At 36.9% G+C, this 14,556-nt stretch carries 9 protein-coding genes and 1 pseudogene; 5 read left to right on the forward strand and 5 right to left on the reverse strand.

The features are described 5' to 3' along the window. Positions 1-21: 21 nt before the first annotated feature. Entirely contained in the window at positions 22-606 is a 585-nt protein-coding gene (locus BWD121_RS01070) for a YqgE/AlgH family protein (protein ID WP_078663021.1), read from the forward strand. A 35-nt stretch (positions 607-641) separates the two neighbouring features. Here BWD121_RS01070 and BWD121_RS01075 read toward each other — a convergent pair whose 3' ends face one another. The 4 genes from BWD121_RS01075 to BWD121_RS01090 form a co-directional block, all read right to left on the reverse strand. After that, entirely contained in the window at positions 642-3,536 is a 2,895-nt protein-coding gene (locus tag BWD121_RS01075; RefSeq protein ID WP_078663022.1) for an EAL domain-containing protein, read from the reverse strand. Positions 3,537-3,987: 451 nt separating this feature from the next. Then, a complete protein-coding gene (locus BWD121_RS01080; protein ID WP_078663023.1) occupies positions 3,988-5,280 on the reverse strand; it encodes a pitrilysin family protein in 1,293 nt (430 codons plus the stop codon). An 82-nt stretch (positions 5,281-5,362) separates the two neighbouring features. After that, on the reverse strand, positions 5,363-6,760 hold the full coding sequence (gene thrC, locus BWD121_RS01085; protein WP_078663024.1) for a threonine synthase: 1,398 nt from the start codon (positions 6,758-6,760) through the stop codon (positions 5,363-5,365). 282 nt (positions 6,761-7,042) lie between these two features. After that, a complete protein-coding gene (locus BWD121_RS01090) occupies positions 7,043-7,735 on the reverse strand; it encodes an HAD family phosphatase (protein WP_078663025.1) in 693 nt (230 codons plus the stop codon). A 315-nt stretch (positions 7,736-8,050) separates the two neighbouring features. Here BWD121_RS01090 and BWD121_RS01095 point away from each other — a divergent pair, with 315 nt between their 5' ends. Then, a complete protein-coding gene (locus tag BWD121_RS01095; protein WP_078663026.1) occupies positions 8,051-9,187 on the forward strand; it encodes a site-specific DNA-methyltransferase in 1,137 nt (378 codons plus the stop codon). A gap of 81 nt (positions 9,188-9,268) precedes the next feature. On the opposite strand, the gene mutY is transcribed toward BWD121_RS01095, so the two are convergent. Then, the gene (mutY, locus tag BWD121_RS01100) at positions 9,269-10,327 is read right to left on the reverse strand and encodes an A/G-specific adenine glycosylase (RefSeq protein WP_078663027.1); all 1,059 of its coding nucleotides are present in this window, start codon (positions 10,325-10,327) and stop codon (positions 9,269-9,271) included. A gap of 74 nt (positions 10,328-10,401) precedes the next feature. Here mutY and BWD121_RS01105 point away from each other — a divergent pair, with 74 nt between their 5' ends. The 3 genes and pseudogenes from BWD121_RS01105 to ppdK all read left to right on the forward strand — a co-directional run bounded on the left by BWD121_RS01105 (position 10,402) and on the right by ppdK (position 14,501). Beyond that, the gene (locus tag BWD121_RS01105; RefSeq protein WP_078663028.1) at positions 10,402-10,902 is read left to right on the forward strand and encodes a DciA family protein; all 501 of its coding nucleotides are present in this window, start codon (positions 10,402-10,404) and stop codon (positions 10,900-10,902) included. 123 nt (positions 10,903-11,025) lie between these two features. Beyond that, positions 11,026-11,640 carry a DsbA family protein gene (locus BWD121_RS01110; RefSeq protein WP_078663029.1) on the forward strand — a complete coding sequence of 205 codons (615 nt, stop codon included), beginning with the start codon at positions 11,026-11,028 and terminating at the stop codon, positions 11,638-11,640. 195 nt (positions 11,641-11,835) lie between these two features. Then, positions 11,836-14,501, forward strand: a pseudogene (gene ppdK, locus BWD121_RS01115) (pyruvate, phosphate dikinase). Positions 14,502-14,556 lie beyond the last annotated feature (55 nt).

Below are 14,556 nucleotides of genomic sequence, written 5' to 3' on the forward strand. Positions count from 1 at the left end.
ATTATGGAAAATGTCAAATTAATGAAGCAGCGTGATGGATTTTTAAATGGAAAATTGCTCATAGCAATGCCTGGAATGAGTGATAAACGCTTTGTTCGTTCTGTTATTTATGTTTGTGCTCATTCTAATTCTGGCGCTATGGGAATTATTCTCAATCAATTGCACAGCATTGATTTTCCTGAGCTTTTACTTCAGCTTGGAGTGGTCGAGCAAGCAAAAAAAAGTTATCTTTCTGAATCAATAAAAAAGTTTCCAGTACGCTATGGTGGGCCTGTTGATCCTTCTCGTGGTTTTGTACTTCATTCGGGTGATTACACTTGTGAGGCAACTATTTCTGTTACAGACAAGATTTATCTTACTGCAACTATTGATATATTAAAAGCAATCAGTTGTGAACAAGGCCCTCAACATGCGCTGGTAGCATTGGGTTACGCTGGGTGGAAAGCAGGGCAGCTTGAAACAGAGATTTCTGCAAATGGTTGGTTGATCAGTTCTGCATCGCCTAGTTTTATTTTTGAAAGTGATTTAAGCAATACGTACGATGAAAGTTTTACTCGCATGGGCATTAATCCAACTTATCTTGTTTCTGAAATAGGTCACGCATAAACGTATTTGCTATTTTCTCTGGGTTTTATAAAAGCCTATGAGGCTGATTTATTTTTATAAGAAAATTGATTTTGAATAAGAGTAATTAATTCTTCAGCAGTGATTGGTTTAGTGATAATTGTACTTTGAATGTATTTGCAGCCTTCTTGACGTAGGAAGAGAGCCACTTTTTCATCTTCGACACCCTCTGCAATAACCTGTAAATTAAGATCAGTAGCCATATTAATAATTGATTTAAGAACAAGCTTTTTCTTAGGTGAATCAAGAGAGACAAATGAACGGTCTAATTTAACCATGTCAAATGGATAACGAACGAGATAAGCAAGTGATGAATAGCCTGTTCCAAAATGATCTAATGCCAGATTCATTCCTAATGCTTTAATCTGCTCAAGGAAATGAGCTGATTGTTCAGGATTTTTTCTCAAAACAAATTCTGATACCTCTATCATCAAGCGCCCTTTATTAAGTGGATTGCGAAGAAGGGTAGAGCGCAATTGATTTATAAAATTAGGGTGAATCATTTCTGCACTTGGCAAATTGATTGAAATGAAGAAAGGCTGTTGAGCGCATTTCTTTTTTATGTTGATAAGATCAGCAATAGCATTATCAATGATAAATTGTGTCAGATCTGTAGTGATCTGTTCGCTTTCTACGATTTTAATGAAATCATTGACATTTAAATTTCCATGATATGGATGATGCCATTCTACGATTGCTTCAAAACCTATAATTTGTCCATCTGATAGATTAAAAATAGGATGGTAGAGAATTTTTATTTCATTATGCTTGATGGCAGAATGAATATCATGTTCAATGTTGTTATGTTTAAGGCCTAAAGTACGAAAATTAGGGCGAAAAGGTACAATGTCATTACCACCCATTTGTTTTGCTTGAATCATTGCCAGTTCACTATCATGGAAAATATCTTTAGCATTTAATCTACATTCATTCCATGTAACTAGTCCAATTGATGTTGAAAGCGATATTTCTTGTTCTGCAAGTGAAATAGGCGCTGAAATTGTTTTGTGCAGATGATTTACAAATGCTGCGATTTTTTGTGGTTCAATTTCACTGAGTAAAATAATTGCAAAACGATCTGCGAAAAGACGAGTTAAGGTATCTTGGGTATTAATAAGACGGCTCAAACGTCGTGCAATGATCAAAAGTACAGTATCGCCAACAGCTATACCTAACTTGTGATTGATTTGACGGAAATTATCGAAATCAATCATCAAAACAGTTGGTTTAATTTTTATATTTACTTTAGCAAGAGAAATATAGTGCTGTAATCTGTCCAAAAAAATTTGTTTGTTAGGAAGACCAGTTAAGTTGTCATAAATTGCACTATGTAGTAAACGTTCTTCGGCTTTTTTGTGATTGGTAATGTTGATAATAGTTCCAATCACACGGGTAACTTTTCCATCTTTTTTAACAATAGCTGGACTTGCGCGAAGTGAAAACCAATGATAATGGCCACCACCGCAAGAAAGTCGAAAAATTTGGTCAATGCGTCCTTTTTTGTTTTTAAGAATGATGTCTAGCATAGAGTGAAAGTGTTCACGGTCATCATGATGCAAGGCTGAAATCCAGTCATTCATGGTACCATTAAGTTTGTGTGCTTCAGTACCAAAGAGGGGTGTCATATCCGGATGAACAATAATACGATCACGCTTAACATCCCAATCCCAAATGATATTCCCGGCTCCTTTTGCTGCAAGTGCTTGTTGTTCAAGGTCAGAAAAAATTCCTTCATAGAAAGCATCATGGGAAAAAGTTTGTTGCATAATGGTAAAGCTGATAAGAAGAACAATAAGCACCAACCCTCCTGCTAGAGCTGGTTGAATAATATCGTTATCTAAATATCCTTCTATGCAGGCAAAAGCTCCAATAGACCAGAAGCTGATGAGCAACCATGTTGGGATAAGCATAATTGCACGATCATAGCGGCGAATTGAAAAATAACTGATTAAGATAATACCAAGTATAGTAGTAAGACCAAATGATACACGTGCAATACCAGCAGCTTTGGTCGGATCATAAATAGCAAATGTTCCCAAGCCACAAAGAGCTATAATCCATATGATGGCTCCGTAGCTAAAATGATAATGCCAGCGGTTCAGACATAAATAGGTAAAAAGGAAAATGAAAAGTGTTGCTGCAAGTGCAATTTCTGTACTAGCACGCCAAATTGGCTCTATTGTTGGTGTAATTGCAAAGAGTTTATTCAAAAAATTGAAGTCAATACCAATATAGAAAAGAATTGCCCAAGCAACAGCAGCTGTTGCAGGAAAGAGACCTGTTCCACGAACAACGAATAGAACGGTTAGTAAGAGTGCTAAAAGACCCGATATACCAAGGAGGATACCATGATAGAGCGTATAGGAATTAATTGTATCTTTATAGGCTTCAGGTTTCCATAAATAGATTTTTGGCAAATTTGCAGAGTTAAGTTCTGCAACAAATGTAATGACAGCGCCAGGGTTGAGTGTAATACGAAAAATATCGGAATTTGTGCTAGCTTGACGGTCAAGAGAAAAACCTTCATTTGGAGTGATAGATTGAATCCGTGTTGATCCAAGATCTGGCCAAAAAAGACCTGAGTTAGCTATACGATAATGAGGTGCAACAATGAGGCGGTCGATCTGTTCATCTGTTGGGTTTGCAAGGGCAAATACTGCCCAGCTTCCAGAAAAATTTTCATTGTTAGCCTGTACTTCAATACGCCATATAATACCATCTGGTCCTGGTGCAGTACTTGTTTGAAAGATGGGGCTGTTTGTGTGGTGAATTTCAATTGCTTTTGATAGATCAATAGCCGTATCTTGAGGAGAAATTTTAATTGGTTCAATGGCTTGTGCTGATGTAAGTTGAACAAAAAAGCTAATGATTATAACAATGATAATATTGATTATCTGATGCAAACTTTTCACAACGTCTCACTCTCAGTATTTTAAACTGTTTAATTTTAGATTATATTTTTGGAAAAATACATTCATCGTTTAAGATTTATTTTTATAAGAAGTAGCTATCGTTTTCTTTAAAAAAGAATAGTTTTATACAAAGATAAACCAGATATCTATTCTTATAAACGAGGCTTAAAACTGGTGTTTATGTTTTAAAAAGACAAGCTTAAGCTATGGGTTTTCAAGATTTTACTAATATATCTTTGCTTATTGATTTTCTATCACATGAAGCGTTGGTTGAGTAGCTTTACACACTTTTTAAATTCATCTTTCCAAAACTTATTTAATGAGCAAAACTCTTGTGGTGATTTTATAATTAAAAATGCTTAATAGATGGTGTTAATATCAGCTACTTATATAATCGCTTTATTCATTACAAAGGCGATGAATTGAAATTTTGGAAAGGATTCTGTTTAGTTTATTTACTTTCAGAAGGAGCGGTTATATTAGACAAAAGAGTTGATGTTAAATCATCAAAGTTTATAAGCCGGCCAACAGGACCAATAGCTGCTAATGTTGGTTTTGAGTTGGTAAAAAGGTGGGTAGCAAGTTCAGTTAGTCGTTTTGGGGTAATAAGCTTTAAACGTTCAATCATTTCAGACATTGGAATTGGTCGATCATAAAGAAGCATTTGGCGGGCAATAAGATGCGCTTGGCTGGATGGGTTTTCTTGTGATATTGTGAAGTTGGCACGATATTGTGCCCGCGCTCGTTGAAGTTCGCTTTCGTGAATATTTTTACTGGCTTTAGAAAGTTCATCGAGAATAACAGGCAAAAGTGTTTCTAGCCCTTCTTGTCCGGTAGCAGCATGGATACCAAAAAGACCAGTATCTGAAAACCCCCAGTGAAAAGAATAAATAGAGTAACATAATCCACGTTTTTCTCTAACTTCTTGAAATAAGCGTGATGACATGCCTCCTCCAAGAATAATTGAAAGAATCTGAGCTGTATAGAAATCACGTGCATGATATGGGCGTCCTTCAAAACCAAGAACAACTTGTGTATCCATTAAATCACGGTATTCACGAAAGTCACCACCGATATAATTGGCAAGGTTGGTAAAAGAGGTCGTTGAATGAGAGCGAAAAGTACTCAGACGGCTTTCAACCTCACGCAAAAAGTTTTCATGATTCACAGCTCCTGCAGCCACTACAATCATGCGGTCTGCACTGTAGTGTTTATTCATAAAACTATGTAAGTCAGCAGACGTAAATGATTGGACTGTCTTTGGTGTTCCTAAAATAGAGCGCCCAAGGGACTGATGGCGAAAAGCTGTTTCAGTAAAATGATCAAAAACAATATCATCCGGAACATCATAGGTAGCACCAATTTCCTGAATAATCACTTGTTTTTCTCGCTCTAATTCGTCTTCATCAAATTTTGAGCATATCATGATGTCAGATAGAATATCGATAGCTAGCGGGATATCGTCTTTAAGCACACGTGCAAAATAGGCAGTTGTTTCAATACTGGTATGGGCATTAATTTCCCCTCCAACATCTTCAATGTCAGCTGCAATTTTAAAGGCTGTACGGTTTTCAGTTCCTTTAAAAGCCATATGTTCAAGGAGATGGGCAATGCCGTGTTGTGTAAAAGTTTCGTTACGTGAGCCAACTTTAACCCATATTCCAAGTGCGACACTGTCAATGTGTTGCATTGTATGCGTGGCAATAGTCAAACCATTACTAAGGCGGCTGATATCTACACCCATGCTTTATGACTCCGTTAAACAAACTAAATGCCCAATCATAAGGACATTACATATTTTTGATTTGGATAGACGCAGTTAACATCTAATGCGATGTACGCGATTTTAAAGAGATATAATCTTTGACTATTTTTTCATCATTAGCAAGACTTGTAAAGTGTTCTTCGCTCTGCATTAAATCATTTAGACAAGATGGCCATGGTGCATTAATACCACAAGCGCTTTGGATAGCATCAGGAAATTTAGCGGGGTGAGCGGTAGCAAGGACGATCATTGGAATAGGTGATTGCTTCTTTTCTCGGGCTACTTTCAGTGCAACTGCTGTGTGTGGATCAACCAGATAACCACTTTCTTTATAAACACTATTAATTGTTTGTGCTGTTTCAGTTACACTACTTTTCCCAGCAGAAAACAAAGTGCAAATATTTTTAAGTTGCTTTTTATCAAGGTCAAACCAGCCTGATTGGTTCAAATTTTCCATTGCATTACAAATCCATAGTGGATCACGATTGCAACTTTCAAATAATAAACGTTCAAAGTTGGAAGAGACTTGAATATCCATCGAAGGAGATGTGGTATGTATTGTAGGACGTATTTTGTAAGTACCACTGGTTAATGCACGATGAAGAATATCGTTATCATTTGTTGCTATAACCAATTGAGCAATAGGTAGCCCCATACGAGCAGCAACATAACCTGCAAAAATATCGCCAAAGTTTCCAGTGGGAACGGTAAATGAAACAGATCTATCGGGTGCGCCAAGGGAAAGTGCAGATGAGAAATAATAAACAATTTGTGCCATGATACGCGCCCAATTTATAGAATTGATTCCTGAGAGCGCTGTTTTTTGACGGAAATTATGATCATTAAACATTGCTTTGACGAGTGCTTGGCAGTCATCAAAATTGCCTTGAATAGCTATAGCGTGAACATTAGTACTGTGATTAGTGGTTATTTGCCGTTGCTGCACTGATGATATGTGCCCTTTAGGAAATAAAATAAAAATATCTGAGTTCTCTCTCCCAGCAAAGGCTTGGATTGCAGCACCGCCTGTATCACCTGATGTAGCACCAATAATTGTTGCACGTTTATTTTTTTTAGTCAGGATGTGGTCCATCAGTCTAGCAAGAAATTGCATTGCAACATCTTTAAATGCCAAAGTAGGACCGTGGAAAAGTTCGAGAATAAATTCATTGGAGCCGGTTTGCTTCAATGGACAGATTGCTGGGTGACGAAAAACTGCATAAGATTCAGTAATTATATTTTCAAAAGTTATGCGCTCAATCTCATTACCTATAAAAGGCCAAAGAACAGTTTTAGCAATTGTAGTGTAAGATTGACCACGCAGCGCTCGTAGTGCATCAGGTGAAAATTGAGGGAATTTTTCTGGAAGATAAAGACCACCATCACTAGCTAGACCCGTCATAATTGTGTCAGTAAAGTTTAAAGCAGGAGCCTTGCCTCTTGTACTGATATATTTCATAAGTCTTCGCTTTCATTTATTTTAGGCAAATAGGCAATTTTTATATTTTACTTTTTTAATAATATTTAAATTATCAAATGAGTGAAAGTGCGTTTGTTCATTTTTATACAAAACGAGAAAAGTTACGCTAAAAATCCAGGTATTAATAATAAAATATTGAATATTTAAAATATGCTAGTTTATAGACAAAATATCTGTATTAATTGTGGCTTGTACAACCTTATCTCGTTGTTTAAAACTGAAGAAAAGATCACGATAATTCTTCCCGAGAATATCTTTGTATTATAAATCTTGCCATATTGCCATTGCTTCTAAAACTTCCGGTAAATGTGCATGTTTAGTAATCACTGTTTCAGCTCCAGCATCTGTGAGAGCATTGGAGTGGCTAAGATAACTGTGCGATCCTCCCGTAAAGCCAACAACGCGCATCCCCGCTGCTTTTGCTGCATGTACGCCATGAATAGAATCTTCTATAACAATAACATTTTGTGGTTGTACACATAATTTTTGTGCAGCAAAAAGAAAAATATCGGGTGCAGGTTTTGGTTTTTGAGTTCCAACTTCGAGTGCAGAAAATATTTTGTTTTCAAAAAGGTCATAAAGATTAACAGCGGTAAGCATCTGTTTTATATCTGTACTCATTGCATTAGAGCAGATACAATAGGGGTATTGAAGTTTAATAGTTTCTATTGCTTTTCTTATACCATCAATGGCACGTAATTTAGTTGTTATTTGTGCACGAAAAAGGTTTGACATTTGATCTATAAGGCGAGCGGAAATTGGTTTTTTTATTTCCTGTTCGACTTTTTGAAGAATATCACGAAAAATAAGCCCTGCATAGCGTTCACTTAATTCTTCAGGTGATATTTCATATCCTACTTCTGTCAGTAATTGCGCACCAATTTCTGCTGCTAGATATTCAGAATCTACCAAAACTCCATCACAATCAAAAATAATAAGGTCGATTTGAGGCATAAGATATTCCTATTTATGGCTTAAAAGCTTGTAATAAAACAATATAAAGGGATCCTTTTTATAAAAGTATATTTTGCAAGATATGCCCTATTAACTTAATAAGGTAAGAGATGTCTAAACTATGCACTGAAGAAAAGGAAAATAAAAGTTAATAGATATGAAATTATTTTACCTGATTTTAAAGAAAAAAGGCAATTAGTTTTAAAATAGTTTAACGATCCTTTTACTCTATTTTGTAAATATAAAAGGCATAATATCAAATCCGTAAATCATTTTGATTATAGGATAGTCTCAGTTCGTATTGTTGAATATTTTATGACAGTTGTTCAGTTTCAAAAAGATCTGGTTTGTACGTCTTTACAAACACAGTGGTGCAATAAAATCCTCAAAGGTGATTGTGTTGCAATGCTGGAAAAGCTTCCTAAGCATTCGGTTGATATGATTTTTGCAGATCCACCTTATAATTTGCAGTTAGAAAATACATTATATCGTCCAGATCATTCACGTGTTGATGCAGTTAATGATTCGTGGGATCAATTTGAAAATTTTGCTGCTTATGATGCTTTTACACGTGCATGGTTATTGGCTTGCCGTCGCGTATTAAAACCCAATGGAACACTTTGGGTTATAGGGTCTTATCATAATATTTTCCGGGTTGGTACGGCGTTACAGGATTTAGGTTTTTGGTTGCTCAATGATATCATTTGGCGCAAAAATAATCCTATGCCTAATTTTCGTGGGCGTCGCTTTCAAAATGCCCATGAAACTCTTATTTGGGCTGTGCGTGATCAACAAGATAAGAAGTATACATTTAATTATAAGGCATTAAAGGCTGCCAATGAAGATGTACAAATGCGTTCAGATTGGCTTTTTCCTCTTTGTACAGGCAGTGAGCGTTTAAAAGATGAAGTAGGGCGTAAGTTACATCCAACACAAAAGCCGCAAACATTATTAGCACGTATTATTATGGCTTCTAGCAAGCCAGGTGATATTATTCTTGATCCGTTTTTTGGTTCAGGAACGACAGGAGCTGTTGCCAAACTTTTAGGGCGTAATTTTGTGGGTATTGAACGCGAGCAGAGCTACATTGATGCGGCGCATGAAAGAATTGCTATGGTTAAGCCTCTAGCTGAATCGCAATTAACAGTTTTAGCAAATAAAAAAGCAGAACCGCGTGTAGCATTTACTAATTTACTTGAAGCAGGTTTGTTACATCCTGGAATGATTCTTTATGACCGGAAGAAACGAGTATCTGCTACTGTGAAAGCTGATGGTACGATTATGTATGGCGGTGAAGCTGGTTCTATTCATATGATGGGAAAAAAAGCTCAAGCTTCACAAAGTTGTAATGGCTGGACATTTTGGTATTATGAAGAAGATGGTCAGTTGAAATCAATTGATGATTTAAGAATGATAATCCGTTCACAAATGTTAAAAACTGGCATTATGTGAGCAATAAATCACATTTATTTGTCTTTCAAATCTCAATAAATTAGCACTAAATTAAACACTAAAGCTTTTATGCAAGCAAAGCTATTTTAGTTTAAAAGAGTTGGGAATTGCTACAGAAATGGCTTTTTTCATAACGGTAGGAAGTGCCTCTTTGGAAAGATCATGCATATCACACCACCAGCCGTTTTTGAGTTTCGTTTCGCTAATATTGTCGATACAATAGACATTAAGTTTCAGAGAAAAATGAGTAAAAATATGTGTAACTTGTCCTTTAAATTGCCAATTGGCGTGGAAAGGTGCATTTTGGAGTTCATTTTCACCATTTGTTCCAATATGATTGGGTATTTGGGTCATTCCATTGAGTAGTCTGTTACTCTGTTGTTTTTCTAAGTAAATTTGCTTATTTTTATTGAGTACTACAAAAGCAACGCCAGTTTTAAAGGGTCGTGCTTTTTTAGGTGCTTTAACTGGAAATGCTTCTGTTGTATGCATTTTCTTTGCTTTGCACAGATTTTGAAGAGGGCAGAGTAAACAAGATGGTTTACGTGGTGTGCAAATTGTTGCACCTAAATCCATCATGGCTTGTGCAAAGTCACCAGGACGATTTGAATCAGTAATTTTCTGAGTTTTTTCTTTTATTTCAGATTTTGCTTTAGGTAATACTGAAGTAATAGCAAATAAACGGGTTATAATGCGTTCAACATTACCATCAACAACAGCCACAGGGTGTTCAAAAGCAATTGCAGCAATAGCTGCTGCAGTATAATCTCCGATACCGGGTAAAGTACGTAATATTTTTACAGACTGAGGAAATTCACCTTTATAGTTTTCAAGGAGTTGATGAGCACAATTTTTAAGGTTGCGTGCCCGCGAATAATAGCCAAGGCCAGCCCATGCTTTCATAATATCATCTTGTGATGCTTGTGATAGGGAAGAAAGATTAGGCCAGAGCTTTAGAAATTTTTTAAAATAAGGTTTAACTGTTTCAACAGTTGTTTGTTGAAGCATGATTTCAGATAGCCAAACTTTATAAGGATCAGGGCGAATACCTTCCATTTGTTCTTTAGGGGTAATACGCCATGGCAAATGCCGATGATTTTGATCGTACCAGGAAAGAAGGCGCGAAGAAATTTCATGCATCATTGTCTTCAATCATAGGAATATATAAAATACAAAGAAAAAATTGTTATAATTTAGTAATAATCTGGTATGAAATGAGCAAAACATCTCAAAAGCACCATTTTTATTCTCTTTCTAAAACAGTATCCAGTATGCTTGATCCGATTTTACGCAGGCGGACGGGGCTTAATATGGCGCTTATAGAACACTGGTCGCAGATTGTAGGCTACGATATTGCTGAATCCACAATACCACTCAAAATTATTTGGAAACGTCGTGCAAATCAAGATGAGCTTTTTAAGCCTGCAACACTTGTCATAGCATGTGAAGGATTTACTGCGTTAAAATTGATCCATGAAACAGAAGAATTGATTCAGCGAATTAATGGTTTTTTTGGGTATGTCGCTATTGACCGTATTAAGATAGAGCAAAAGCAGGTATCAACTCTTACTAAGCAGCTAAGGGCAGAGCCAGCTGTGAATGAAAAAGATAAACAACACGTGAAGAAAATGCTTCAATATGTTGAAGATGAAAACCTCCGTCAATCGCTTTATGAACTTGGATGTTGCATTTTTGCAGAAAAAAATAATAAATAAATCAAAACATTTTTGTATATTTTTACTATTATCTTTAATATATAAAAGCACTGAATTTCTACATATCTAATAATAACAGAAAAGTTTTGTTATGCTAAACTACCGTTCTTCTTTTTATTTTGTATGGTGATTTTGATCTCGGCTATCACTGTACAGATTAATGCGACTATAGCTTCAGCTAGTAAAGTTAAATCAGTTGCAACTGTTGATATGGCTAAGCTTCTTCAGGAGGGTAAGGATAGAGTTGAAGGTGATATTAATGCGCCAGTGACTATTGTTGAATATGCTTCAGTTACCTGTGGTCATTGTGCTGACTTTTATAATAATGTGCTGCCCAAAATTCGGAAAAAATATATAAAAACAGGTAAAGTAAAGCTTATTTTTCGGGAATTTGCTTTTGATCCTCGTGCAACAGCAGGCTTTATGTTGGCGCGTTGTGCACCAGAAGATCGCTATTTTCCTTTGATAGAAGTTTTATTTCAAAAACAGAGTGAGTGGGTTTGGGTAGAGGATTCTTTAACGCCATTGAAAAAAATTAGCTCACTAGCTGGTTTTACAGATGAGAGCTTTGAGGCTTGTCTAAAAAATCAGTCTATTTTAGATGAAGTGAATGCATCTTTTGAGCGTGGGAAAGAATTTGGTGTTACAGCAACACCTACCTTTTTCATTAATGGTAATAAGTATGAAGGTTTGATGTCAGAGGAAGATTTTTTCTCAATTATTGATAGTTTTCTTTGAACACACACACATTCTGCTAAGAAAATAAGCAATTGATAATTATGGCGGTTCTCCTTCTTTCTATAAAGGGTTACTTTCGTGCGTCTATGAAACAACGTTTTGTTTGGTTAAGCGAATTTTGGATTGAATGATTCCTTTGGATAGTTAGCTTAGGTCAAATGATACTTTAATGCTGATAATGGGAGAATTTGTACAGTGATAAAATGGGTTTATAGTTTTGGTGATGGTAACGCAGAGGGAAGCGCAAATGAGCGTAATCTCCTTGGTGGCAAAGGGGCTAATTTAGCAGAAATGAGCAAGCTTGGCTTACCTGTTCCTCCCGGCTTCACTATTACAACAGAAGTTTGTAACTTTTATTATACGCATAACAAGGCATATCCAGAGGAATTGCAAGGAGCTGTCAAGCAGGCACTCAAACGCATTGGTGAACAAACAGGCCGCGAGTTTGGTAGTAAAAGCATACCGCTGTTACTTTCTGTTCGTTCTGGAGCTCGGACTTCTATGCCAGGAATGATGGATACAATTCTTAATCTTGGTATGAATGATGAAACAGTAAAAGCAATCGCTTTGCAGACTAGTAATGAGCGCTTTGCTTATGACAGTTATCGCCGTTTTATCCAAATGTATTCCAATGTTGTTTTAGGTTTGGATCATTCGTGCTTTGAAGAGATTCTTGATGAGGTAAAAGTATCCAACGGTTATGATGTCGATACAGAAATGACAGCCACTGATTGGAAAAACGTTATTATTTCTTACAAAGCATATGTTGAAGAAATGTTAGGTGAGCCTTTTCCACAAGATCCTGAAAAGCAACTATGGGGTGCAATTGGTGCAGTTTTTTCAAGTTGGATGACTGCTCGTGCAATCACTTATCGTCGTTTGCACAATATTCCTGAAAACTGGGGGACGGCAGTTAATGTGCAGGCCATGGTCTTTGGTAATATGGGTGAAGATTCTGCAACAGGTGTTGCATTTACACGCAATCCATCAACAGGGGAAAAAGAGCTTTACGGTGAGTTTTTAATCAATGCACAAGGTGAGGATGTTGTCGCAGGCATTCGTACTCCACAAAATATCACTGAGGTTGCACGGATTGCTGCTGGTTCGAATAAGCCATCACTAGAAAAAATTATGCCGGAAGCTTTTTTGAGGTTTTGTCAAATTGCACAGAAACTTGAAAAGCATTACTGTGATATGCAAGATCTTGAATTTACAATTGAAAAGGGTAAATTATGGATTTTGCAAACCCGCTCAGGAAAGCGAACGGCGCGTGCAGCCTTAAAAATGGCAGTACAAATGGTTGAGGAGGGGTTGATCAGTCATGAAGAGGCGGTGATGCGAATTGAACCAAAATCTCTTGATCAACTTTTACATCCAACTCTTGATCCCAAGGCAGCCCGTTTTGTTATAGCACGTGGTTTACCTGCTTCTCCAGGTGCAGCAACTGGTGAAATTGTTTTTACTGCAGAAGAGGCAGAGGCAGCATCAAAAGAAGGCCGTAAAGTTATTTTGGTGCGTGTAGAAACAAGTCCAGAAGACATTCATGGTATGCATGCTGCAGAAGGAATTTTAACAACACGTGGTGGCATGACAAGTCACGCTGCTGTTGTAGCACGTGGTATGGGAAAGCCCTGTATTTCTGGTGCAGGTAGTGTACGAATTGATTATACTACAAATACAATGATTGTTTCAGGAGAGACTTTTCAAAAAGGAGATGTCATTACAATTGATGGTGCAAGTGGAGAGATTCTTAAAGGAAAGGTTGCAATGTTGCAGCCCGAGCTTTGTGGAGACTTTGCTCAATTAATGGAATGGGCTGATAAAATACGGCGTATGAAAATTCGTGTTAATGCTGAAACACCATCTGATGCACGTATGGGGCGTTCTTTTGGAGCTGAAGGTATTGGTCTTTGTCGTACCGAGCATATGTTTTTTGCTGGTGAACGTATTGTTGCTATGCGTGAAATGATTTTAAGCAATGATCAAGATGGACGTCGTAAAGCATTGGATAAGCTTTTGCCAATGCAGCGGTCAGATTTTGCAGAATTGTTTGAAATTATGTCTGGTTTACCTGTCACTATCCGTTTTTTGGATCCTCCTTTACATGAGTTTTTACCAAAAACAGATGCAGAAATTCTTGATGTTGCAATGGCTATGGGAATTCCTGCTGAAATTATTTCCGAACGGGCGCAGCAACTACATGAATTTAATCCTATGCTTGGGTTACGAGGATGTCGTTTGATCATTACTTACCCTGAAATTGCTGAAATGCAAGCACGAGCAATTTTTGAAGCAGCAGCAGATGCTGCTCAAAAGTCTGGATCTCCTGTTATGCTTGAAATTATGATACCGCTTGTTGCACTTAAATCTGAATTGGATTTTGTGAAAACCTGTATTGACGATGTAGCTAGTACAGTAATGAGGGAAAAGGGAAAGGATATCCAGTATATAGTTGGAACTATGATTGAGCTACCAAGAGCGGCTCTTCGTGCAGGTGAGATTGCTGAAACTGCAGAATTTTTTTCGTTTGGAACAAACGATTTGACACAAACTACTTTTGGTATTTCACGTGATGATGCAGCTCCTTTTTAGCAACTTATTCTCAAAAAAGAATTTTGGAACAAGATCCTTTCGTGTCAATTGATCGTGATGGAGTAGGGGAACTTATCGCTATTGCTGCGCAACGTGGGCGTTCTCAGCGTGCGAAAATTAAATTAGGTATTTGTGGTGAACATGGAGGAGATCCTGATTCTATCGCTTTGTGTGAGGAAAATAACTTAGATTATGTTTCATGTTCACCTTTTCGAGTACCAATTGCACGTTTAGCTGCGGCACAAGCAGCAATTGCCCAAAAGTCATAAGAATCTAAAGATATCATTCTTTACTTTAATGGCTTTGGTATATTGGGATAATATT

Source organism: Bartonella sp. WD12.1, assembly GCF_002022415.1.
In the GTDB taxonomy this organism is placed as follows: domain Bacteria; phylum Pseudomonadota; class Alphaproteobacteria; order Rhizobiales; family Rhizobiaceae; genus Bartonella.

Bases quoted from the DNA above. Each gene is read 5' to 3' on its own strand.
- BWD121_RS01070 (WP_078663021.1), top strand. From the start codon at position 22: ATGAAGCAGCGTGATGGATTTTTAAATGGAAAATTGCTCATAGCAATG.
- BWD121_RS01080 (WP_078663023.1), bottom strand. From the start codon at position 5,280: ATGGGTGTAGATATCAGCCGCCTTAGTAATGGTTTGACTATTGCCACG.
- thrC (WP_078663024.1), bottom strand. From the start codon at position 6,760: ATGAAATATATCAGTACAAGAGGCAAGGCTCCTGCTTTAAACTTTACT.
- BWD121_RS01090 (WP_078663025.1), bottom strand. From the start codon at position 7,735: ATGCCTCAAATCGACCTTATTATTTTTGATTGTGATGGAGTTTTGGTA.
- BWD121_RS01095 (WP_078663026.1), top strand. From the start codon at position 8,051: ATGACAGTTGTTCAGTTTCAAAAAGATCTGGTTTGTACGTCTTTACAA.
- mutY (WP_078663027.1), bottom strand. From the start codon at position 10,327: ATGCATGAAATTTCTTCGCGCCTTCTTTCCTGGTACGATCAAAATCAT.
- BWD121_RS01105 (WP_078663028.1), top strand. From the start codon at position 10,402: ATGAGCAAAACATCTCAAAAGCACCATTTTTATTCTCTTTCTAAAACA.
- BWD121_RS01110 (WP_078663029.1), top strand. From the start codon at position 11,026: ATGGTGATTTTGATCTCGGCTATCACTGTACAGATTAATGCGACTATA.